The 25,198-nt window shown below is 33.0% G+C and carries 17 protein-coding genes and 3 tRNA genes; 14 read left to right on the top strand and 6 right to left on the bottom strand.

All coding sequences use genetic code 11. From position 1 onward, the window contains the following. Positions 1-106 precede the first annotated feature (106 nt). The gene (locus tag P7122_RS06335) at positions 107-4,486 is read right to left on the bottom strand and encodes a translocation/assembly module TamB domain-containing protein (protein ID WP_278004937.1); all 4,380 of its coding nucleotides are present in this window, start codon (positions 4,484-4,486) and stop codon (positions 107-109) included. A 194-nt stretch (positions 4,487-4,680) separates the two neighbouring features. Here P7122_RS06335 and tsaD point away from each other — a divergent pair, with 194 nt between their 5' ends. The 7 genes from tsaD (at position 4,681) to P7122_RS06300 (ending at position 11,152) form a co-directional block, all read left to right on the top strand. Beyond that, positions 4,681-5,703 carry a tRNA (adenosine(37)-N6)-threonylcarbamoyltransferase complex transferase subunit TsaD gene (gene tsaD, locus P7122_RS06330; protein WP_278004936.1) on the top strand — a complete coding sequence of 341 codons (1,023 nt, stop codon included), beginning with the start codon at positions 4,681-4,683 and terminating at the stop codon, positions 5,701-5,703. 561 nt (positions 5,704-6,264) lie between these two features. Next, positions 6,265-6,894: a peptidylprolyl isomerase gene (locus tag P7122_RS06325; RefSeq protein ID WP_278004935.1), complete on the top strand. Its 630-nt coding sequence runs from the start codon at positions 6,265-6,267 to the stop codon at positions 6,892-6,894. Further along, a complete protein-coding gene (locus tag P7122_RS06320; protein WP_278004934.1) occupies positions 6,894-7,598 on the top strand; it encodes a 16S rRNA (uracil(1498)-N(3))-methyltransferase in 705 nt (234 codons plus the stop codon). The genes P7122_RS06325 and P7122_RS06320 overlap by 1 nt, the downstream gene beginning before the upstream one ends. Before the next feature lies 1 nt (position 7,599). After that, positions 7,600-8,241, top strand: a complete 642-nt coding sequence (locus P7122_RS06315) for a DUF4159 domain-containing protein (RefSeq protein ID WP_278004933.1) — start codon at positions 7,600-7,602, stop codon at positions 8,239-8,241. 89 nt (positions 8,242-8,330) lie between these two features. Next, positions 8,331-8,831: a TrmH family RNA methyltransferase gene (locus tag P7122_RS06310; protein WP_278004932.1), complete on the top strand. Its 501-nt coding sequence runs from the start codon at positions 8,331-8,333 to the stop codon at positions 8,829-8,831. Between the two features lie 37 nt (positions 8,832-8,868). Further along, a complete protein-coding gene (locus P7122_RS06305; protein WP_278004931.1) occupies positions 8,869-9,963 on the top strand; it encodes an AI-2E family transporter in 1,095 nt (364 codons plus the stop codon). Positions 9,964-9,970: 7 nt separating this feature from the next. Beyond that, entirely contained in the window at positions 9,971-11,152 is a 1,182-nt protein-coding gene (locus P7122_RS06300; RefSeq protein ID WP_278004930.1) for a class I SAM-dependent methyltransferase, read from the top strand. A 4-nt stretch (positions 11,153-11,156) separates the two neighbouring features. Here P7122_RS06300 and P7122_RS06295 read toward each other — a convergent pair whose 3' ends face one another. Beyond that, positions 11,157-11,750: a hypothetical protein gene (locus P7122_RS06295; protein WP_278004929.1), complete on the bottom strand. Its 594-nt coding sequence runs from the start codon at positions 11,748-11,750 to the stop codon at positions 11,157-11,159. A 147-nt stretch (positions 11,751-11,897) separates the two neighbouring features. Between P7122_RS06295 and P7122_RS06290 the strand changes: the two genes are divergently transcribed. From P7122_RS06290 to P7122_RS06280, 3 genes are all read left to right on the top strand, one after another. Continuing rightward, positions 11,898-11,981 (top strand) — tRNA-Ser (locus tag P7122_RS06290). 19 nt (positions 11,982-12,000) lie between these two features. Continuing rightward, positions 12,001-12,075: transfer RNA gene (locus tag P7122_RS06285), tRNA-Pro, on the top strand. A 34-nt stretch (positions 12,076-12,109) separates the two neighbouring features. Continuing rightward, positions 12,110-12,183, top strand: a tRNA-Arg gene (locus P7122_RS06280). 38 nt (positions 12,184-12,221) lie between these two features. Here the strand turns inward: P7122_RS06280 and P7122_RS06275 are convergent. After that, positions 12,222-14,267: an HD family phosphohydrolase gene (locus P7122_RS06275; protein WP_278004928.1), complete on the bottom strand. Its 2,046-nt coding sequence runs from the start codon at positions 14,265-14,267 to the stop codon at positions 12,222-12,224. A gap of 203 nt (positions 14,268-14,470) precedes the next feature. Here P7122_RS06275 and P7122_RS06270 point away from each other — a divergent pair, with 203 nt between their 5' ends. After that, complete coding sequence (locus tag P7122_RS06270) at positions 14,471-15,649, top strand: acetyl-CoA C-acyltransferase (protein ID WP_278004927.1); 1,179 nt, start codon at positions 14,471-14,473, stop codon at positions 15,647-15,649. A gap of 9 nt (positions 15,650-15,658) precedes the next feature. Beyond that, on the top strand, positions 15,659-16,408 hold the full coding sequence (locus P7122_RS06265; RefSeq protein ID WP_278004926.1) for a C40 family peptidase: 750 nt from the start codon (positions 15,659-15,661) through the stop codon (positions 16,406-16,408). 59 nt (positions 16,409-16,467) lie between these two features. On the opposite strand, the gene P7122_RS06260 is transcribed toward P7122_RS06265, so the two are convergent. After that, positions 16,468-17,754 carry a tetratricopeptide repeat protein gene (locus P7122_RS06260; RefSeq protein ID WP_278004925.1) on the bottom strand — a complete coding sequence of 429 codons (1,287 nt, stop codon included), beginning with the start codon at positions 17,752-17,754 and terminating at the stop codon, positions 16,468-16,470. Between the two features lie 30 nt (positions 17,755-17,784). Next, positions 17,785-20,322 carry a DNA gyrase subunit A gene (gene gyrA, locus P7122_RS06255; protein WP_278004924.1) on the bottom strand — a complete coding sequence of 846 codons (2,538 nt, stop codon included), beginning with the start codon at positions 20,320-20,322 and terminating at the stop codon, positions 17,785-17,787. A gap of 262 nt (positions 20,323-20,584) precedes the next feature. Here gyrA and P7122_RS06250 point away from each other — a divergent pair, with 262 nt between their 5' ends. Both P7122_RS06250 and P7122_RS06245 read left to right on the top strand, forming a co-directional pair. Next, positions 20,585-23,137: an ATP-dependent Clp protease ATP-binding subunit gene (locus P7122_RS06250; RefSeq protein ID WP_278004923.1), complete on the top strand. Its 2,553-nt coding sequence runs from the start codon at positions 20,585-20,587 to the stop codon at positions 23,135-23,137. An 83-nt stretch (positions 23,138-23,220) separates the two neighbouring features. Next, on the top strand, positions 23,221-23,595 hold the full coding sequence (locus tag P7122_RS06245; protein WP_278004922.1) for a hypothetical protein: 375 nt from the start codon (positions 23,221-23,223) through the stop codon (positions 23,593-23,595). 22 nt (positions 23,596-23,617) lie between these two features. Here the strand turns inward: P7122_RS06245 and hutH are convergent, their stop codons facing one another. Beyond that, positions 23,618-25,153 carry a histidine ammonia-lyase gene (hutH, locus tag P7122_RS06240; protein WP_278004921.1) on the bottom strand — a complete coding sequence of 512 codons (1,536 nt, stop codon included), beginning with the start codon at positions 25,151-25,153 and terminating at the stop codon, positions 23,618-23,620. Positions 25,154-25,198: the final 45 nt, after the last annotated feature.

The raw sequence follows: 25,198 nt of genomic DNA, 5'->3' as shown, positions 1-25,198 counted from the left end.
TAAACAATAGACGGAAAAAAGTGAGTATTGTCATAAAAAAATGTTACGAAAAACAATTCAAACGTTTTCGTTAATAAGTATTTTAAAAAAAATAGAAAAAGTAGATTTAAGACTTCGATTTTGTCTTGTTTTTCTTCATAGACATGTAAGCAGGCATAAGGTCATTTTCATCGTTTTCGTCTTCATTTTCGTCCTTAGTAATCTTTTTGTCTTTTCGGTTTTTTCCAGAAAAAATAATATCGAGTAATTCTTTAAAGGTATCGAACTCTACACTATAGGTTAGACCTACACCTTGTGTGTAGCCTATCTCTTCTCCAAAGTTTCTAATGGTGTTTTCTCTATTAAAAACTTTAGCTCTAAGCGTGCCGTCTTCATTTAGCAACCAATCTATTTGAACATCTCCTGTTATGGTTGTTTGTTGTGCACTCCCAAACGGAACACCTACTTTTCCGTTTACCAAAACCTTTTCAGATATTTTTGTTTGAAGTGTAACACCTACAGAATTATTAGTCTGTATATCTGGTGTATCTTGACCTATTTCTGCAACAATGCCTATATCTAGATTATCATTATTGTCTCCTAAAATATTATTCAAAATTCCTGTTAAACGCTCAGATAGTGTTCCTGTAATATCTAATCCTCCTGTAGTTGTTGTAAAACCACCAGTACCAAGAAGCGTAAGTGCTTGGTTATTTCTTATATCTTTTGATGATAATCGATAATCTAACTCTGACTTAACTGTAGAGGACACAGTTGGAAAACGCAAATCGAAGTCTGGTTGCGGTTGTTCTAAATCTCCTGTTAAATATATATCTACCTCAACATCTATTCTTTGAGAGATAGGATTATCTAACAGAACCGAAGGATTTGCTCTGGTCTTGTATATTGCTTTAAGATTAATTTCTGCTCCCATAGGATCTCCTTCCCAAACAATACTTCCTCCTTGCTCTACCTTGAATTTTTTCTCTACCAGTCCACCATATTTAAAATTATAAACACCTTCGTACACTGTAAAATCTCCCCACATATTAAAGGTACCATTCGTATTTATAAAAAATCCTAAGTTTCCTTCACCTTTTCCTTTTATAGTACTTCCTGCTTCTTTGTCTATAACTATTTCTATGGTGGCATTTGGGTTTACATCCAAATCAAAAATTAGCTCTAGTCCTTTAACCTCTATTGCTTCGGTAACTTCGCCATTAATTCTGGCTTTCTTTTCTTCTGGACTTAAAAAATGAATATAGGAGTTATCTCCAAAACTCTCAGAATCATTTAGCGGAATATTAAAAACTGTTCCTGGTGCTGTGCTACCATCAACATCTATAATTAACTGATCTGTAGGTCCACTTATACTTGCTTCACCTGATACAAAAGCTGTTCCGTAGTATAATTCATCTTCAGATTCTTCTGTATTTAAAACCAATAAACGGTCTGTACTTAAATCTAGTCCCAATTCCCAATCCGAGAAGTTATTGTGTTCTATATACCCATTTAAGTAACCTTGAGAGAAATATTCTGAGTCTGTCATGGCTACATTATTGAAAATAAACCTTTGGTTTCTTAAGGATACTTTAGAATCAAAATCGAAGCCATAATCAACATTAAGATAAGGAATAGACATACCTGCTCTATCGAGTAATAACTCTCCATCAATTCTTGGTTTTTTGAGACTACCTGTAACTTTGGCTTCACCAGAAACCAAACCTCTAATATTACTTATTACACCTTCTCCAAGAGGGTTTAGAGGGTCTAGTAAAAACTCTTCAAAGGTAACGTCTAGATCTATTGTTGGTCTTCGTTCTGCTACGTCTATATTTCCTTTTGCCAAAAATGAAGTAAGATTATCGTTTACCAATGATATATCTACTTTATAATTTGTTAATGAATTATTTCCTTCTACATCTGCCGTTAAATTCCCTAAATCATAATCATTTACAAAAAGATTACTTATTTCTAAATTAGATTTTGGCAAATAGGTTCCGCTTTTTTGAACAAGATCTAACTTACCATTTACTATACCTGAAAGGTCTAAACTGTCTATTCTAGGTGTAATCTTTACCAACTCTACATCCTTAAAATCTACTCTTAGGTTTTTATTGATACTATCACTTATAACTCCAGAGACTTCTATAATTTCATTGCCTTGATTAATGGTTACTGGGAATATATCAAAAGCAGAAAAAGTTCTATCAAATCGTACTTTATTAAAACTGTTTTTCTCTGAATTGATAAACCATTCGTATCCTTTAAATAATACATCAGATTTTCTAAAACCTACAACAGACTTATTATCTTCATCAATGGTGTAGAACAGGTTTAGATTAAATTGATCTTTGTTATTTTCGCCTCCTTTAAATTCTGTTTTTACTAAAAGAGTATCTCTTCTGGTTACATTAATTAAGCTAAAGTCTGAAGCATTATACACACCTGCACTAAGCGTATCTACCTCTATATATGTATTATACAGCGGATTGCTATTATCTACAGTAAGATTAATGTTATTGGCAAAATATTCTTTGAACTTAATCTCTGGTGAATTAAAGGTAAAATCGAATCCTCTTGCATCTGTTTCTATTCTACCTTCTATAAATGTGTTTTTGCCTAAGTATAAATCCTTAAAAAAGACGGCTGCAATTTTTGAATAAATATTGAATCTAAAATCTATATACTGTCCTTCTTCAATTTCGAAAGGTACATAGTTGGTATAAATACTTCCTACAGAATTTTCTACCAGTTTTAATATGTCTTCGGTTTTAAATTTTCCTTTAATGTTTCCATTAATAATATCTGGAGAGTTTATAGATATTGTACGCTCACCACTTTCAAAAGAAGACACGATATCAAAATCCTGAAAACTATATTCGCTATCCTGGTTTTTATAGGTTGTATTCTTAATATTAACGGCTCCACTTACATCATCTAAGGTAGAACCTGTAGCGGTCATATTAACAAGACCTTTAAATTGTGAAATGCTGTCTCTGGTAACAAAATTTAGCACTCTAAGATTTGCATAATCGACATTAGCATCAAAATCGAACTTCTTTTTTTCTTCAACAAAATCTACTAAACCATTAAAATCTAATTTTAGATTTGGGTCATCAACAACCAGCTTACCATTAAATATTTTGTTTCCTAAATCACCCGAAACCGATATACCATGGTATTTATAACCGTTGTATTCTAAACTAAAAATATCTCCTTTTATATCTGAGCGAAGATTATTTAACGTAAAGCCCTTACCATCTACATCCAGGTTTGCCGACACGTATTTGGCTTGCGGATCGCTTATTAACTTGCCTATATCAAATTCGTCAAAAACGACATTACCTACATAACTTGCTCTATCAATATCATCAATTTCGGTAAGTACTAAATCAGATTTTATAAAACCTAAATCAGTACTTATTTCTATATCTGCATTAATTTTTTTGGTTGTTATTTGGGATGTTCCTGTAATCTTAAAATTTCCAACTTTAGACAATACGGTTGGTATAGCATTACCTAGAATTCTTGGCAATAACGCTGTTAAGTCATTATAATTAGATGCCAAATTTGTAAAACTTCCATCTAAAGCAAAACTATCGTCCTCTACTCCAAATAGGTTTTTGAAAGTGATATCTCCTATTATTCTTGTATTCCTTGTAGTACTAACATTTAAGTTTTTGGCTTCAAGATTATTTAAAGTTCCGGATAAATCAGCATTAAAACTTGCACGCTGATTAACTCCAAATTCATCAAAAAACACATTTAATTCTGTTAATGATATTTCTGAATCTTTAAAGCTCGCTGTTATATTTACCTTATCTGTAAAGTCTTTTAGATCTTCTCTTTTATAATCGAATCTTAAATCTCCATCTAATTCAGAATTTGTGGTTTTAATATTTAAATCACCAAAATCCATGTGGTCTAAGGTGTATTTAAAATTAGCTTTTAAATTCTCTACCGTTATCCCTCTACTATCCTTAAAATTAAATTTATTAATTCTTGCACTTACGTCTGGTCCATTAATTAAAAAATTAGTGGTATTGGCATTAAGCTCTGTAAATTCAAAAATTTTAGGTGTCTCAAGGTTTTCATCTGTTAATTTAAACAGACCATTCTCTATAGATAAATCACTAGATGAAAATAAAAAGCTACTTGGACCTTCGCGTGGGTTATCGTCTTCAAACTTATCTACAAAGACATCTAGATTTGTGTCTTCCTCCCCTTTGTATGTTTTTAGATTAAATACAAGATCTTGAATATCAATATCTCCAAGATTGAATTTACTATCGTAAAGATTCTTAAAACTAATAATAGAACTGTTAATTTCACCGATACTCAAAAGTGTGTCTTTCTTGTAGTCTTTGATGAGAATTTCTTTTAATTCAATATCACCATTAAGCTGAAGCCCAACTTTTCCTATGTTTATATTGGTTTTAAACTGTTCATTTAATCTTTGTGTAGCGTATTTACCAAGCTTGGTTTGTACAGCCGGAATACCCAAAATTAAAAAGACAATAAGAAACAATAACAGAATGATACCTGCTACTTTACCTACTATTTTGAGTACTCGTTTGATATGGATTAATGATTAATTGTTGATTAAATCTTCACTACATTTGCACTAATGATACGTTAACAAGTGTAGTCTTAGACTATAATTCGTAAAATTAACAATTATTGTGCCCTTTTTAGTTAATGAAAAAAGAAAATATTTATATCCTAGGTATAGAATCGTCTTGTGATGATACTTCTGCTGCTGTGCTTTGTAATGACACTATTTTAAGCAATGTGGTTGCAGACCAAAAAATCCATACAGAATATGGTGGTGTTGTACCAGAATTAGCTTCTAGAGCTCACCAACAAAACATTGTTCCTGTTGTAAACCAAGCCATTGAGCGTGCTGATATTTCTAAAGATCAATTAAGTGCAATTGCTTTTACACGTGGACCTGGTTTAATGGGTTCTTTACTTGTAGGTACTTCGTTTGCAAAGTCTTTAGCATTTGGGTTAGACATTCCTTTAATTGATGTTAACCACATGCAAGCGCATATTTTGGCCCATTTTATTGAAGAAGAAGATCACCAAAAACCACCGTTTCCTTTTTTAGCAATGACCATCTCAGGTGGCCATACACAAATTGTACAAGTAAATAGCCATTTTGAAATGGAAGTTCTTGGCGAAACTATTGATGATGCTGTTGGTGAAGCCTATGATAAGAGTGGAAAAATTTTAGGTCTAGGTTATCCTGCAGGACCAGAAATTGATAAACGAGCACAATTAGGAAATCCTAAAGCATATAAGTTTACCAAACCCAAAGTAGATGGACTTAATTTTAGTTTCTCTGGTTTAAAAACAGCTATTCTATACTTTGTACAACGCGAAACTAAAGCCAATCCAAATTTTGTTGAAGAGCACTTAAATGATATCTGTGCTTCCATTCAATATACAATTATTGGCATTTTGATGGACAAACTAAAACTTGCCGTAAAGCAAACTGGCATTAAACACATTGCTATTGGTGGTGGAGTTTCAGCAAATTCAGGCATTAGAAAAGCACTTAAAGATGCCGAAAAGAAACATGACTGGACTACTTACATTCCAAAATTTGAATACACCACAGACAATGCTGCTATGATAGCTATTGTTGGATATTTAAAGTATTTAGAAAAAGACTTTTCAGATTTTGATGTTATGGCTACGGCTCGACTGAAGATATGAAGTTATTAAAACAAAATGTTTATTATTATTTCTGGATTACTGCAATTGTATTAATTTCCTTAAGTATCTACTGGTTAAATTTTGAAGATGCGGTGTTAGATATTAATGTTCATGATACATATTTTGTAATTCATCATGCTCATATTCTTCAACTTATTGCATTTCTATATATTCTGTTAGGGTTCATTTATTGGTTCTTCAAAAGAATAAATATCAAACTAATAAAAGCCTTAACTCAATTACACACCTCGATCAGCATTTTAATTTTTCCTTTATATTTTATTTGTAGTTGATTGTTGGAGTTACTTTATCCGCCTTCTTGCTTTCCGCTTTTTGATGATACTCAAAATTTTCAATTATTAATTACCGTTATTACTTTAATTGGACTGCTGGCTCAACTGCTTTTTATTTTCAATATAGTTATTAGTATTATCAGGTATTTTACTCATAAGAACTAAATTGTTAAAACATCTGTTGATAACAGATAGCACAAGGCTTCAAATGCGTTTTAAAATTTAGTTGTTTTGTATATACAATAAATTAGACTAAATCAACAACACCATGAAACAGCTAATTTTTCTACTTCTCTGCTTTCCTTTTTTTAGTTTTTCTCAAGATGCTTTAGAAACCGAACTCGATTCCATTAGTTCTATCGAAGAGGCTAAAACCTTTGCTAAAACTCATAAAAAAACAAATAAGAGTAAGGTTTTTACATTCAACAAAGAAAAACACAAAACACGCTTGGCAGATGAGCTTTTTAAACTCTCTAAAGGTGGAAAAAAAGTTGTAAAAGGAGATTACAAAAAGACTTACTATAAAGTTATTGAGAAGCAAAAAACACTACACTACAGAGTTAGCTACATTTTTTTTGATGGCGATAAAATGGAATTAGAAGAGATTAATGAAAAGCGCGATAAAATTATTTCGCAATACCAACAAGGTTATAAATTTGATAAGCTAGCACAATTACACTCAATGGACTTAAATGCAAAAAGAGGTGGTGATTTAGGCTGGTTTCCAGAAGGACAAATGCACCAAATGTTTGAAGACACTGTTAAAGACCATGATACTAATGAAATTTTCACTTTAGATATTGAAGACAAAAACTGGTATTATATTGTTCTTAAAACATACGACTCTAAAACCATTGAAGAAATTACCGTTTTACAATACTCAGAAGCCCTAGATTAATGCAATTATTCTACAACCCTAACATCGCAGAAGGAGAAACCTCCTTTAATTTTGATAAAGACGAAAGCAGACACATCGTGAAAGTGCTTCGTAAAAAAGTTGGTGACCAATTACACATTACCAACGGCAAAGGTTGGTTGTTTACAGCAGAACTTACATTGGCTGACGCTAAACATTGTTCTGTAAAAATTCTATCTCAAAACTTACAACCAAAACGCCCTTATAGCTTACACCTTGCTGTTGCGCCAACCAAAATGAACGACAGGTACGAGTGGTTTTTAGAAAAAGCTACAGAAATTGGTATTGAAGAGATCACACCTATTATTTGTGATAACAGCGAACGTAAAGTAGTTAAGCTAGAGCGTTTTGAAAAGATACTACAGTCTGCTATGAAACAATCTTTGCAATGCTATTTACCAAAACTAAACGCGCCTATTGCTTTTAAAGATTTTGTAGATTCTTCTTTTGAAGCCACCAAGTTTATTGCACATTGCGAGGAAACAGATAAAAAATCTTTAAAGTCTCAGTTAAAAAACAATGAAAATACTTTAATACTTATTGGACCTGAAGGTGATTTTAGCGTTAAAGAAATCGAAATGGCTTTGGCTGCTGATTTTATTCCAGTAACTTTGGGTAACACACGTTTGCGTACTGAGACTGCTGCTATTGCAGCTTGTCATTCGGTGGCTTTTGTAAATGAATAATATGAAAAAATTAACAACTCTATTCCTTACACTCTTTACTTTTTCACTTTTTGCTCAAGATGTAGCTGTGTTAAAGTATAAAGGTGGTGGAGATTGGTATGGCAACCCTACAGCACTACCTAATTTGGTAAAGTTTTGTAACGACAATATAGACACCAACATCAATGAAAATATACAAACTGTAGAAGTTGGTAGCACAGACATTTTTCAGTATCCGTTTTTACACATGACAGGTCATGGCAATGTGTTCTTTAGTGAAGATGATGCCGAAAACTTAAGAAAATATCTTATCTCTGGTGGTTTTCTTCACATAGACGATAACTATGGTATGGAGCCGTACATTACCAAAGAACTAAAAAAGGTTTTTCCTAATAACGAGTTGAAAGAAATACCAAAAGATCACAAAATATTCAACGCTGCTTACGAATTCCCTAATGGTTTACCTAAAATCCATGAGCATGATGGTAAAGCACCACAAGCCTTTGGTATTTTTCATGAAGATAGATTAGTCTTACTTTTTACCTTTGAAAGTGATTTAGGTGATGGCTGGGAAGACCCTGAAGTACATAATGACCCAGAAGAGGTACGTGAAAAAGCATTAAAAATGGGAGCGAATATTATGAAATATGTTTTTGAAAATTAGAAATGAGATAATAGACACCAGATATGAGACTTGTTTATTCTGAAAAACAAAACTTCTCTTATCTCAAGTCTAATTTCTAAAATCTAGATATGCAACTCACCCACTACACTTCAAACTTTAAAAAGCAAAAGCATCCTATCACTATAGTTTGTGATAACATTACTAATGCACCTAATATTGGAAGCTTATTTCGTATTGCAGACGCCTTTAATATTGAAGAACTAATTTTTTGCGGAGATGATATTCCTATAGGAAGACGCATGACCAAAACATCGCGTTCTACCGAAAAATATGTGAACCACAGAACCGAAGAAAAGATTGATGATGTTATTCTTAAGCTAAAAAAAACACACCAAATCATTGCGTTAGAAATTACCGAAAACAGCACAGAACTAAGCACTTTTAAACTTGAATCCAACAAACCAATAGTACTAATTCTTGGTGATGAAAATTTTGGTGTTTCAGAATCTGTATTAAATCAATGTGATGCTGTCGTTCATATTAATATGTATGGAAATAACAGCAGCATGAATGTTGCTCAAGCTACCAACATTGCACTTTATGAATTTACAAAACAACTTAATTCTTAAATTTGCCTTGCTTAATTTATTTCAGCATCTTTGAGATATGAATCAGAACTCAAAAATCATTGCAAATGGCATCTTAAGAGCCTTAGGAATTCTTTTAGGTATTGCTTTGGTTTTGGTCTTTTTGTACAAAATACAATCTGTAATAGTCTACATAGCTATTGCTGCTGTAATTTCATTAGTAGGCAGACCAATTGTGCTATTTCTTAGACGCAAATTAAAGTTCAACAATACCATAGCAGTTGTTGTAACTATGCTTGTATTCATTGGGTTGTTAGCTGGACTAATCGGCATGTTTATTCCTCTAATTACAGATCAAGGCAAAAATTTAGCACTCTTAGATTTTGATCAACTAGAACGCAACATTGATAATTTATACCAACAAATCGTCAACTATTTTGAATTTAATAACATCGATGTTGAGCAGTCCATAAAAGACTCGAATATATTATCTAAACTCGATTTTTCGTTAATCCCGAATTTCTTCAACAGCTTGGTCAGCGGATTAGGAAGTTTTAGTATTGGTTTGTTTTCGGTACTGTTTATTTCATTCTTCTTTTTAAAAGACAGCAAACTGTTTGAGGATGGTATTATGACCTTTGTTCCAGAAGGAAACGAAACCAAGTCTAAGCGTTCATGGAATAAAATTAAAGATCTATTATCGCGCTATTTTGTTGGGCTTATATTTCAGATTTTAATACTATTTATTATCTACACCATAGTACTACTTGTTTTTGGCATAGACAACGCAGTTGTTATCGCTTTCCTATGTGCATTATTAAATTTAGTGCCTTATGTAGGGCCATTAGTAAGTGGTTTTTTAATGCTTGTTTTGAGTATGTCTAGTAATTTAGGCGAAAATTTTAGCGATGTTATTTTACCAAAAACCACTTATGTTATGATAGGATTTATCATAGCACAATTGGTCGACAACTTCTTTAGCCAGCCATTTATTTTTTCTAAAAGTGTAAAATCTCATCCTCTCGAAATCTTTTTAATAATCATCATTTCAGGCATTCTATTTGGCATTGCAGGAATGATCGTTGCAGTACCTGCTTACACAGCGATTAAAGTGATTTTAAAAGAGTTTTTATCTGGACATAAGATTGTAAACAGACTCACTAAAGACTTATAGTTTTAGTTTGAACAAGACAATACTAAATACTAAAATTCAGGAATTTATAAATTCCAATTTAAAATCTGACGTTTCCAGTTTATTACTAAAAGGAATACCTTTTAAAACCATTGATTCTAAGATTGTTATAGAGCAAATTGAAGCCAAAAAACGTTGCGAAAAAAAGCTACCTACTTGGTTTAATACTCAAAATATTTACTACCCAAACAAACTAAACATTGAGCAAACTTCATCAGAAGTCACAGCAAAGTACAAAGCCGATTTGGTATCTGGTAAATCTTTAATAGATCTTACAGGAGGCTTTGGAATCGATACTTACTATTTTTCAAAACAAATCGAGGCTGTAACACATTGCGAAATAAACCCTGAACTTTCTGAAATTGTAAAACACAATTACACCACATTAAAAGCTAACAATATTAATTGTAAAAATGAGGATGGTATTAGTGTTTTAAAACAATCTCATTCGGTTTTTGATTGGATTTATATAGATCCTTCTCGAAGAGACGACTCTAAAAACAAGGTGTTTTTACTTTCTGATTGTGCACCAGATGTTAAGGCTTTTCAAAACTTATTTTTGAATTATGCCAAGAATGTAATGATTAAGACATCACCATTATTAGATTTAACGGCAACTAAGGGTGATTTAAAGCATGTAAAACAACTTCACGTTATTGCGGTTAACAATGAAGTAAAAGAGCTACTATGGATCCTGGAACGCGAATATGAAGGTGATGTAAATGTGAAGACTATAAATTTAACTAAGCATAAGAATGAATTTTTTGAATTTGACTTAAACAATGAGTCTAACGCTTTAGCAGAATACACTGAGCCTCTAACCTATCTATACGAACCAAACTCTGCTGTATTAAAAGCAGGAGCTTTTAATACGCTTGGTAATGCATTAAAAATAGGTAAGCTTCATAAGCATTCGCATCTTTATACATCTAGTAGTGTTATAGATTTCCCTGGAAGAAGCTTTAAAATAGTGAAAATAATACCTTACAATAAAAAATCGATTGCTAAAGAAAAGATCACTAAAGCCAATATTACCACTAGAAATTTTCCATTATCCGTTTCCGATATCAGGAAAAAGTTAAAGATAAAAGATGGAGGCAATTCTTATTTGTTCTTTACAACCGATAAAGACAATAATAAAATTGTAATCATATGTACTAAAGACTTATAGGCTCTTATAAAAATCCCTTCTGATCGATTACCATATCATCTCCCCATAATTTTACCAAATAAGATATATCAATCGGAAAAAATGATGAAGAACCATCCAGATTATATTTTACAGGACACTCCAGTCGATTTCCGTCAATTATCTCGCATTTATTCTTACCATTATCGGTAATAATTATTTTATTTTCATCTAATTTTTCATACACTTTTTTTAAATCTACAATTGCGTATTTTATAAAGGATGAAGCAGCATGCAACTCATTTTTAGCGCTATCGATTATCCCATAAGTAAAATAATGTGCTTTCATTTTGTAGTATTCAGACTCGTGACGATCTTTAATTTTGTTGGAATCCCTCCTATACCGAATAGTAAAATCTGTAAAATTTTTATATTTTTTTTCCCTAAATCGCTCTTGAACGCTCATTATAGAATTTCCTTTTCGAAAAACATAATCTATACCTTCCATCATATCTATGTATCTAGAGTAATCTTTTCTCAATTGCACCTCACTCCAACTTAAACAATTATAAATTAACGGAATAGCTAGTTTTTTGTGAATATAATTTGTAAACGCTCTATCTTTAGAATATTTTGACATACGTCAATAAATTTAATCATATTCTATACTCTATCAAAGCATTAACACTTTTGAAATAAAAAACTCAAAAAAATTGTTGCGATAATTAATATGAAAAGCTACATTTGCATCCGCAATTTTAAAGAACGTTCTTTATTTAATTGAATTGGAGAGGTGCCAGAGTGGTAATGGAGCAGATTGCTAATCTGTCAACGCGTAAGTGTTGCCGGGGTTCGAATCCCCGTCTCTCCGCAAAAAGATAACCAATTTTCGGGGTGTAGCGTAGCCCGGTTATCGCGCCGCGTTTGGGACGCGGAGGTCGCAGGTTCGAATCCTGCCACCCCGACTTTTATTGAATTTTCAGAGTTTATCTCTTGAATGGTCGCGTAGCTCAGCTGGATAGAGCATCTGCCTTCTAAGCAGACGGTCACAGGTTCGAATCCTGTCGCGATCACAAAAAAGCCTTACTAATTTAGTAAGGCTTTTTTTGTTTTACTCTGGATACTCTATTCTTAAGTGATATATATTGGCAAGTTTGTGCTTAAGAACCTTTTTGATGGACTGGATTTCTTTAAAGGTTATATTAGCATTTAAAAATTGACCACTCTCCATTTGCTTGTTAATGATATTCTCTACAAAATCATTAATCTTGGTTGTTGTAGGTTCTTTTAGGCTTTTTGAGGCAGCTTCAACGCTATCGCACATCATTAAAATTGCAGTTTCTTTACTAAAGGGCTTTGGTCCTGGATATGAAAAATCCTCTATTTGAACATCTTCATTTTCCGCTTTTTCTTTCATGTAGAAATAATAGACAACACTTGTACCATGATGCGTTCTTATAAAATCAATTACACGATCTGGTAAGTTATATTTTTTTGCTATTTCTATACCATTTAGTACATGATCTACAATTACACCAGCACTTTCTCTATTAGAAAGTTCATCATGAGGGTTTATACCATTACTTTGATTCTCTGTAAAATAAGTAGGATTTTTCATTTTACCGATATCATGATATAGAGCACCTACCCTTACCAACATGGCATTAGCACCTATCTCATTTGCTGCTGATTCAGCCAAATTAGCCACATTTAAAGAATGATGAAATGTTCCTGGTGCTTTGTTAGATAATTTTTTTAAAAGCTTGGTATTTGTATCTGATAACTCTAAAAGCGACACATCTGAAACAAGCCCAAAAATCTTTTCGTAAATATAGATGAGCGGCTGCACAAAAAGTGTTGCTAAACCACAAAGAATAAACAACCCAAATGTATCCCATTTTAATGTTGTTATCTGCCCTTCATGAATTACAAAAAAAGCAAAATAAGCAATAATATAAATCAAAGTAATCTGACCTACTGATATGAAAAGATTAGCTCGTTTATAAAGTTCTGAAACTGTTAATATTGTTACTATTCCTCCAATAATCTGAAGAAACATATACTCATAACTATTAGGAACTATAAAGCCTAAAAGCAATACTGTTAACACATGAGAAAATAAGCCTAATCTGGCATCAAAAAACGCTTTTAGAACCAATGGCAAAATACACAATGGCACCACATAAATATATTGTGAATTATAGTTAATCACCAAAGTAGTAAGCAAAACCATTAATGCTATATTGAAAAATATAAAAGTAACTTTGGTGTTATTTTGAAACACTTCTAACCTATATTTTTGCAAAAAGAGAAGCAACATTAGAAGTGCCAAAGCCACCAGTAAAGTATATGCCACTAAAACCCAATTGTAATTGGCTGTATTCCATACCTGAGACTCATATTCAGATTTTAAAGACTTTAAAATATTGTACTCTTCATCCTCAACAACCTGACCTTTAGATATAATAAGCTGATCTTTATCTATACTACCTCTGGTATGCGAAATTTGAGACAACTCTTCTTCAAGTGTCTTTTTTGTCAGAGTTTCATTTAATGTTACATTAGGCTTAACAATATCAAAAAACAGAGATATCATTTTATTTTTATTCTCAGCAGAAGTTGACTGCTTCAAAAAACTCTCTAATCTATTTCTTAACTGATTAATTTCAATAAGACCTCTATACTCTATACGTTTTTCAACTGTGTTATTAGATGCTACTAAAACCACCTGTTTGTCATTAGAATACGGATAATCTGTATCTAAAATACCATTTTCATACAACGTCTCAACCATATCTGTTCCCTGCCTAAACAAGGTCCTTTTAGATGTTGTAGAGTCATTAAAAACTTCATTAAACTTAGTTATATAGTTGAGTTTAATGGTCTCTGGAATTTCTCGATCAATCTCAAAATAAACGGGAGCATTGTTTTCAATTTCTAACTGCTCTTCATTAATTTCTTCTTGTGTCTTCTGAATCGCAAAATTAAAGGGAGCGTAAAGATTTTCGGACTGCCAAGGTTTTCCTTTTTCAAAAGAATATCTAAACTTTCCTGTTTTGGGAAATAAATAAACGATGAAAAGCGTCGTAACCAGAAACAGTAGCATTTTATATACTAAAGCATGATTCTTATACCATTTGTTTAGAAGTTCTTTCATCTGTTGATTTTTATTCTATTTAAAAGTCAGATGGAATTCGCAAATGATTAATACTGCTATTATCAACATCATAATCTTGCTCATTTCATATAAAATCAAATGTAACAAATATTAAAATTTTAACCTTCTATATTCGTTAATACATTCCGAAATATCTCAAAAAATCATTAATTTCGCAGGAACTAATAATAAACAAAATAATAATGAACAAGGACGTAGTAATCGTATCTGCCGTTAGAACACCTATAGGAAGTTTTTTAGGAAGTTTATCTAGTGTACCAGCACCAAAGTTGGGTGCTGCTGCTATAAAAGGAGCTTTAGATAAAATAAACCTTAAGCCAGAAATGGTAGATGAAGTATTAATGGGCAACGTAGTACAAGCTGGTACTGGCCAAGCACCAGCAAGACAAGCTGCAATTTTTGCAGGAATCCCAAATACCGTTCCTTGTACAACAATAAATAAAGTTTGCTCTTCTGGCATGAAAGCTGTAATGCAAGCGGCACAAGCAATTAGCCTTGGTGATGCCGATATAATCGTTGCTGGTGGTATGGAAAACATGAGTGCTATACCACATTACTACCACGCTCGAAGTGCTACTAAATTTGGTCCAGCTACATTAGAAGATGGCATGCAAAAAGATGGCTTAGTAGATGCTTATGACAACAATGCCATGGGAGTTTGTGCAGATGCTTGTGCTGTAGAATATAATTTTACAAGAGAAGATCAAGATGCTTTTGCTGTACAATCTTACGAACGCTCTAAAGCGGCTTGGGATGCCGGAAAATTTGACAATGAAGTTATTTCTGTTGAAGTCCCTCAACGTCGCGGAGATGCTGTTGTTGTTAATAAAGATGAAGAGTATACTAATGTAAAGATGGAAAAAATACCAGCTTTGCGTCCTGCCTTTACTAAAGACGGAACTGTAACAGCTGCCAATGCATCTACTATTAATGATGGTGCAGCTGCATTAGTCTTAATGAGTAAAGATAAAGCTGAAGAATTAGGCTTAACTCCTTTAGCAACTATAAAAAGCTATGCAGATGCTGCTCAAGAACCAGAATGGTTTACTACTGCACCTGCAAAAGCATTGCCTAAAGCTTTAGCTAAAGCTAATGTAGAATTAAGTGATGTAGATTTCTTTGAGTTTAATGAAGCTTTTTCTGTAGTTGGTTTAGCTAACATGAAAATATTAGGATTATCTGACGATAAAGTAAATGTAAATGGTGGTGCCGTTTCTTTAGGACACCCTCTTGGTTGTTCTGGTGCTAGAATATTAGTAACATTATTAAACGTCTTACAACAAAATAATGCAAAAATTGGTGCAGCTGCTATTTGTAATGGTGGTGGTGGTGCTTCTGCAATGGTTTTAGAACGCCCTTAAATTTCATATATGCAATACGGAGTTTGCAATCTAGGGATTGTACCAATACGATTAGAACCTACTGACACTAGTGAAATGGTGACTCAGGCATTGTATGGTGACTTTTTTAAAGTGCTAGAACAGCGCAAAAAATGGAGTCGCATTCGTTTTGCATACGATAAATATGAAGGCTGGATAGACAATAAACAATATCTTGAGATTGAAGAGGAACAATATCAAATCTTATCTCAGTCTGATATTAATTTATCTAAGGATTTAATACAGTTTGTTTCAGATGAAGCTAATAGCATTTACCCTATTCCTCTGGGTTCTGACTTAAATTGTTTAGATCTTTTAAATCAAAAATTTGAAGGTAATAAGATCATAGAAAAGAGTGATAAATCTAATATTATAGACACATCGTTTTTATATCTTAACACGCCATATTTATGGGGAGGAAAAACTCCTTTTGGTATAGACTGCTCTGGCTTTACCCAAATGGTATACAAATTAAACGGTTATCATTTATTACGTGATGCATCTCAGCAAGCTACGCAAGGTGTTGCTTTGAGTTTTATTGAAGAAAGTGAACCTGGTGATTTAGCTTTTTTTGATAATGCAGATGGAGATATTGTGCATGTTGGGATTATAATGGAGGATAATTATATTATCCACGCACACGGAAAAGTAAGGATAGATCGTTTGGATCATAGCGGTATCTACAATATTGACAAGAACTTGCACACACACAGACTAAGAGTTATCAAAAAAATTATTTAAAAAAAAATGCGACTTATATAAGTCGCATTTTTTTTATCTATATAAAAAGAGTAATTAGCTTAGTTACCCTCCTCTATTTTTTTCGCTTTCTCTTTGTATTTATTATACTTATCAGTTTCACCTAAAGCACTGTAAATATTAGCTAACTGATTAAAAATCCCTGCTTCAGCAACATCTGGATTGTTAGTTACAAAATTCTCTAATATTTCAGCACCAGCTTTAAATAATTGATCTTTTTGTGCTTTTAACTCGTCATAGCGCTTGTAATCAGCTGATGAATCGCCAAGTTTATTCATCTCATCATACAATGAATTTCCTTTGTCAACTTCAATAAACGAAAGGTTCATTGCAGCATTTAGATAATCTGGCTTAAGTTTAAGAGCTTGCTCAAATGCTGATTTTGCAACATCATATTGATTAGCTTCCATCGCTGTTACACCTACATTAAAGTTTAAGTTAGCATTATTTGGATCTTCTTCTAAAGCCTTTTTAAATAAAACAAAAGCTTCTTCATTATTACCAACCTTTGTTAATACAACTGCTTCTGTTAATAATAACTCTTTATCATCTGGAAACTCACTTCTTGCATCTTTAGTAATTGCAAGTGCTTGTTCGTTTTTACCTTGAGAAACATAAATAGATGCTATATTTTTTACGATATATGCTCTTTTAGATTCCTCTAGTACATCTACTGGTTTAATATGAGTCTTTAATGTTTTTACAGAGAAATCTCTTGCTCCCTTATCGACAAATGGCTCTTCTTTACCTGTTTCTTTGTTTGTAGCACGGTAAGTCATTTTTATTCCAGTATAACCTAACTCCTTAAGCTTAATAAAATGCTTTAACGAAGTATCATAATCGTTATTCTGTGCTGATAATAAAGCAGCATTGTATAAAAATGAAGTGTCTTTTGGAGAAATTTTGTAAATGTTCTCATAAGCTACAGATGCTTCTGCTAATTTACCACTCTCAAATGCACTGTTTGCTTTAGTTAAAAAAGAGTTGTAGATTTTAGTCTTCATCTCATTAGCATCTTCAGTATAGCGTAACTTTCCTATAGAAGATTCATGATTTTTTAATTCTTCTAAAGTCTTAATTGTCTTATCTAAATCACTATCTGAAGCAGCACCATTAGCATACAAAGCTTGAGCTTGAAGAAATAAAAACTTAGCTTTTGTTTTATCATCCATATTCCCTTTCAAGCCTTCAGCTACAGATGCAGCAGATTTAGCGTCAGCAAAGTTTGATTTTTTTAGTGCTTTTTCTAATGCTTTAATTTCATCCTTTTGAGCAAAAGACACAGCTGTAACTGTAAAAACCAGCACTAATGTCAATAATTTTTTCATTTTTAGTTAAATAATTTATTGTTGTTAATTTTAGTTCTCTGTTTCTGTATTATCAATAGCCGTGCCATCTTCATTTGTTGTTTGATCTCCGGCATTTTCTATATCTAATTCTTCTACATTTTCATCTTCATCATCTTTCATCACTTTAGCAACTGCCGCGATAGAATCATTTCCTTTTAGGTTGATAAGTCTAACACCTTGGGTTGCTCTTCCCATTACTCTTAAGTCTGCAACCTCCATACGAATTGCAATACCAGACTTATTAATAATCATTAAATCGTCCTCATCAGAAACGTTTTTAATAGCGACTAAGTTACCTGTTTTGTCTGTGATTGAAATGGTTTTAACACCTTTTCCTCCTCTATTAGTAATTCTATAATCATCTAAACTAGAACGTTTTCCATATCCATTTTCAGACACTACTAAGATATTACTTTCAAAATCATTAACAGCAACCATTCCTATTACCTCATCGTTATCATTTGCTAAAGTTATACCTCTAACACCTGAAGCATTACGTCCCATTGGTCTTGTTTTTGCTTCTTCAAAACGAATGGCTTTACCAGACCTAAGCGCTAACATTACTTGACTTTCACCAGTTGTAAGCTTAGCTTCTAATAATTCATCACCCTCTTTAATGGTTATAGCGTTAATACCATTAGTACGAGGTCTAGAGTATTGTTCTAATGCTGTTTTCTTAACCTGACCTTTTTTCGTAGCCATTATGACATAATGACTGTTGATGTAATCTTCATCCTTAAGGTCTTGAGTACAGATAAACGCCATTACCTTATCGTCTTGCTCTATATTAATAAGGTTTTGAATAGCTCTACCTTTTGAAGTCTTAGAACCTTCTGGAATTTCATAAACACGCATCCAGAAACATTTTCCTTTTTGAGTAAAGAACAACATATACTGGTGGTTTGTACCAACAAATAGATGTTCTAGGAAATCTTCATTACGAGTTGTTGATGCTTTTTGACCAACTCCTCCTCTATTTTGAGTTTTGTATTCTGTTAAAGACGTACGCTTAATATAACCAGCGTGAGAAATAGTAATGACTACTTTTTCATCTGGAATCATATCTTCAATACTTAAATCTCCACCTGCATATTCTATAACAGAACGACGCTCATCACCATATTTATCACGGATAACTTCAAGCTCTTCCTTAATGATATTCATACGACGCTCTTTCTTGTCTAAAATATCTTTAAGGTCTTCTATAGTTTTCATTAACTCTTCATACTCTGCTCTTAACTTGTCTTGTTCCAGACCTGTTAACTGACGTAATCGCATTTCTACGATAGCCTTAGCTTGTATTTCAGTAAGTTTAAAGCGTTCTATTAATTTTTCTCTCGCTTCTTCAGCATTAGACGAAGCCCTGATTAATGCAATTACTTCATCTATATTATCTGAAGCAATGATTAATCCTTCTAATATGTGAGCTCTTTCTTCTGCCTTGCGTAATTCATATTTTGTACGTCTTACAACCACTTCGTGTCTGTGTTCTACGAAATAGTGAATTAAATCCTTTAGATTTAAAAGTTGTGGACGTCCTTTTACTAAAGCAATATTATTTACACTAAAAGAAGACTGTAAAGCTGTATACTTGTATAATTTATTAAGTACGATGTTAGGAATGGCATCACGCTTTAAAACGTAAACGATACGCATCCCTTTTCTATCAGACTCATCTCTAATAGTAGAGATACCTTCTAGCTTTTTATCGTTAACCAAGTCTGCAGTCTTTTTAATCATATCTGCTTTGTTAACTTGGTAAGGAATTTCATTTACAATGATACACTCACGTCCATTGACTTCTTCAATATTGGCTTTACCACGCATTACAATACGACCACGCCCAGTATGAAATGCTTCTTTAACACCATCATAACCGTAGATTGTTCCACCTGTTGGAAAATCTGGTGCTTTAATGTGCTGCATTAGCTCATCTACTTCAATATCCGTGTTATCGATGTACGCTATGGTTCCGTTTACAACTTCTGTAAGGTTGTGAGGTGGCATATTGGTTGCCATACCAACGGCAATACCAGAAGCACCATTAACTAATAAACCAGGAATACGTGTAGGTAAAACTGTTGGTTCTTCTAAGGTATCATCAAAATTAAGTTTATGGTCTACAGTTTCTTTATCAATATCTGCTAACATTTCTTCAGAAATCTTCTGCATTCTAGCCTCTGTATAACGCATTGCAGCAGGACTATCACCATCCACAGAACCAAAGTTACCCTGACCATCTACTAACATATATCGTAAACTCCATTCCTGAGCCATACGTACCATAGTATCATAAACCGAAGTATCTCCGTGAGGGTGGTACTTACCTAAAACCTCACCTACGATTCTTGCTGATTTCTTGTGTGCTGAATTTGCTCTAACACCTAGTTCGTGCATACCGTAAAGTACACGTCTGTGAACAGGTTTTAGGCCATCTCTTACATCTGGTAACGCACGTGACACAATGACCGACATTGAATAATCAATGTAGGCTGATTTCATTTCATCTTCAATGTTAATCGGAATGAGTTTTTCTCCTTCTGCCATATATAAAATTTATTAGATTTTTTCTAGGTTTTCAAAACGTGCTAATATAAGCATTTCAGTAGTGTTTAAAGTGGTTTTAAACGCTAATTTTAGGAGTTTTTATTAACAATTTTTAATATCTTTTTCGTTAATAAGTATCATTGAATTTGCTTTGATTTGAAATGCTTTTTTAGTCTATTCGTTAAACCATTTTATTTAAGGTATGATTTTTGCCTTATACGTAATATGTTTTTACTATTTTTAATGCAGAAAGGAGTTTACTATGGATGATAATTTTTCCCCAAGAGTTAAGGATGTTATAGCATTTAGCAAAGAAGAAGCTTTACGCTTAGGCCACGATTTTATAGGCACAGAACATTTAATGTTAGGTCTATTAAGAGATGGCAACGGAAAAGCTATAGATATATTGAGCGCATTAGAGGTTGATTTAAATCACCTAAGACGCAAAGTTGAGATTCTAAGTCCGGCTAATCCCAATATTGCCACAACATCTAACGAAAAGAGAAACTTGCACCTCACAAGGCAAGCAGAACGCGCTTTAAAAACAACATTCTTAGAAGCTAAGTTGTTTCAAAGCACTTCAATAAATACTGCACACCTTTTGTTGTGTATTTTAAGAAATGAAAATGACCCAACGACTAAGTTATTAAATAAACTTAAAGTTGATTATGATAATGTTAAAGACGAATTTAAATCTATGATTACAAGTGAAGACGATTATCTAGACGAGCCTAAAGCCGAATCATATTCTGATGATGAAATGAATGAAGAAGAGGATGCAAAGCAAAATCCTTTTGGAGGTAGCCAGTCTGGTAAAACAAATAAAAAGTCTAAAACACCTGTTTTAGATAACTTTGGTAGAGATCTAACAGTACTTGCCGAAGAAGGCAAATTAGACCCTGTAGTAGGTCGAGAAAAAGAAATACAACGTGTTTCTCAGATATTAAGTAGACGTAAAAAGAATAACCCTCTTCTAATAGGAGAACCTGGTGTTGGTAAATCTGCTATTGCAGAAGGCTTAGCACTACGTATTGTAAAACGAAAGGTGTCAAGAACACTTTTTAACAAACGTGTGGTTACCTTAGATTTAGCAAGCTTAGTTGCTGGCACAAAATACAGAGGTCAGTTTGAAGAGCGCATGAAAGCCGTTATGAACGAGCTTGAAAAGAATGACGATATTATTCTATTTATTGACGAAATTCACACCATTGTTGGTGCTGGTGGAGCAACAGGAAGTTTAGACGCTTCTAACATGTTTAAACCTGCATTAGCAAGAGGTGAAATTCAATGTATAGGTGCTACAACATTAGATGAGTACAGACAGTATATAGAAAAAGATGGTGCCCTAGAGCGTCGTTTCCAAAAGGTTATTGTTGAGCCTACTTCTGTTGAAGAAACAATAGAAATATTAAACAATATAAAAGCAAAATACGAAGAGCATCATAACGTAGACTACACTCCTGAAGCTATAGAAGCTTGTGTGAAGTTAACAAACCGTTACATGACAGAACGTTTCTTACCAGACAAAGCCATTGATGCTTTAGACGAAGCAGGTTCTCGTGTACACATCACTAATATTGATGTTCCTAAACAAATTATAGAGTTAGAAAAACAACTTGAAGAGGTTAAGGAAACTAAAAACAGTGTTGTTAAGAAACAAAAATACGAGGAAGCTGCTAAGTTAAGGGATGATGAAAAACGTCTTGAAAAAGAACTAGCAACGGCTCAAGAAAAATGGGAAGAAGAAACCAAGCAACATAGAGAAATTGTTACAGAAGACAATGTAGCTGATGTTATTTCTATGATGACAGGTATTCCTGTAAATAAAATAGCGCAAACAGAACTAAACAAACTTGCAAAATTACCAGACCTTATCAAAGGTAGAGTTATTGGACAAGACAATGCTGTTGCAAAGGTTGTAAAAGCTATTCAGCGTAATAGAGCTGGTCTTAAAGATCCTAACAAGCCTATTGGTTCGTTTATCTTTTTAGGACAAACTGGTGTTGGTAAAACACAATTAGCAAAAGTTTTAGCTAACGAGTTGTTTGACAGCACAGATGCACTTGTGCGTATAGACATGAGTGAGTATATGGAAAAATTCGCTGTGTCTAGACTTATTGGTGCACCTCCTGGATATGTTGGTTATGAAGAAGGCGGACAGCTTACCGAAAAAATAAGACGTAAACCATACGCAGTAGTGCTTTTAGATGAGATTGAAAAAGCGCATCCAGATGTATTCAACATGCTTTTACAAGTACTAGATGACGGTTATTTAACTGATAGTCTTGGAAGAAAAATCGATTTTAGAAATACTATAATCATTATGACTTCTAATATTGGTGCTCGTAAACTTAAAGATTTTGGTACTGGTGTAGGTTTTGGAACCTCTGCAAAAGAATCTCAAGAGACTGAATATGCAAAAGGTGTTATAGAAAATGCCCTTAAAAAAGCATTTGCTCCTGAGTTTTTAAATAGAATTGATGATGTTATTGTATTCAATGCTTTAGAGAAAGAAGATATTAATAAAATCATTGATATTGAACTTGTAAAACTAGTAAAACGCATCAAGGATTTAGGCTACAACCTTATTCTTACAGATGAAGCTAAAGATTACATTGCAGATAAAGGTTTTGATAAACAATATGGAGCAAGACCTCTGAACAGAGCGATCCAGAAGTATGTTGAAGATGCACTTGCCGAAGAGATTATTAACTCTAAGATACAGGAAGGTGATACAATTACTATGGATTTAGATGCTAAAAAAGAGGAATTAAATATTAAGGTAAAAAGCTCTAGCAAGCCTACTGAATCTTAAACAGATTAAAAAAATAAAATAAAAAAAACTCCTTTTTTAAAGGAGTTTTTTTTATTTTGAATTCCCCTAAAACAATTAATAGCATGCTAGAAACTATTTTAAAACTAAATTTCTGCACACTATCTTTTTACGACAGTTATGTAATCGCAGTTATTAACGAAGGTGAACATATAGACCATGAAATCAATCAAAAGTTGATAAACATTATGGACGAACATTATGAAACTCCTTATGTTTATATAACACACAGAATACACTCTTACTCTGTAGATCCTCATGTTTACCCAAAAACCACTACAGCCAAAAACCTTACAGGATTTGCTGTGGTTTCAGATGATTATGTTTCAAAAAACAATGCCAAAATTGAGCGCCTATTTTTTGGAAAACCTTTTGAAATTTTTAGTGAATTAGATGATGCTATAACTTGGGCTAAAAACCTTATAGAAAAAGGTTCTTAGCATATCTTTTTTTTAAATACCATTAGTGTTTCTCTACACCATAGTTATTTAAAAAGAGCTCCTCTACTTCGATATCAACATCTTTTAAAAACTGAATAGAAGTTTCTATATCATCATGCAATACTTGATCTTCTTTTATAAATGGCACAACCTTTCTGTAGTGCTCTAAGAAAGATTCTAATAATGGAGACGTTTTCATAGGTCTTCTAAACTCTAATGCCTGAGAAGCATTCATCAATTCTATAGCAATAACACGCTCAACATTTCTAACAAGATTATAAGCCTGTGTAGCAGCATTGGCTCCCATACTTACATGATCCTCTTGTCCATTACTAGACACAATACTATCTATACTTGCTGGTGATGCTAATTGCTTATTGGCACTTACAATACTTGCAGCTGTATATTGCGGAATCATAAAGCCTGAATTTAATCCTGGATTGTCTACTAAAAATGCTGGTAAACCTCGTAATCCTGAGACTAACTGAAATATTCTTCGTTCAGAAATATTGCCTATTTCTGCCATAGCTATTTTTAAATAATCCAGAGCCAAAGCCAAAGGCTGTCCATGAAAATTTCCTCCTGAAATAATTAAATCCTCTTCAGAAAAAATATTTGGGTTATCTGTTACAGAATTGATTTCTGTTAAAATTACTTTCTCTACAAAATCTAAAGTATCTTTTGTAGCTCCATGAACTTGAGGTATACATCTAAATGAATATGGATCTTGTACATGCTCTTTTTCTCTGGTAATTAATTCGCTACCTTCTAAAAGTTCGTTAAAACGTTTTGCTACTTTACGTTGTCCTGGATGTGGTCTTACATCATGTACTAAATCATGAAATGGATCTAATCTGCCATCAAAAGCATCTAAAGATATTGCCGAAATGATATCAGCTAAATAAGACGTCTTATGAGACATTAATAATAAGTACACACCATACGCACTCATAAATTGGGTACCGTTTAAAAGCGCAAGACCTTCTTTTGCTTCAAGTTTTATAGGTTCCCAATTAAATTTTTTCAATAATTCTGAAGCTTCATAATTTTCGCCATCATGCACAACACTTCCTTTTCCTAACAACGGTAAAGCTAAGTGCGCTAATGGTGCTAAATCACCCGAAGCACCTAATGAGCCTTGTGTATATACAAACGGAAAAATATCATTATTAAAAAATTCTATTAATCGCTCTACTGTTTTTAGTTGTACTCCACTATGACCATAACTTAAGGATTGTATTTTTAATAACAACATTACCTTAACTACAGATTCTGGTACTCGGTCACCAGTGCCACATGCATGAGACATTACCAAATTCTCCTGTAATTTAGTTAAGTCTTTTTCTGAAATCTTAACGTTATATAACGAGCCAAAGCCAGTATTAATACCATACATTGGCTTTTTGTTATTGGCTAATTTGTTATCGAGATAAGCTTTACATTTTTCTATATTTTGAATTGCCGACTCTGAAAGTTTAAGTTTCTTATTATCCTTAAAAATATTGTAAATAGTGACAATGTCTAACGCGTCTGATGATATAATGTGATAGCTATCCATAGTTGAAATTTGTAAGCTTCAAAATTGAGAATATTTTTTGGTTTT

This window comes from Winogradskyella marincola, assembly GCF_029624125.1.
Lineage (GTDB): Bacteria > Bacteroidota > Bacteroidia > Flavobacteriales > Flavobacteriaceae > Winogradskyella > Winogradskyella marincola.
Note: the sequence above shows the minus strand (reverse complement) of the source record. Positions and strands in the feature narration are given on the sequence as shown.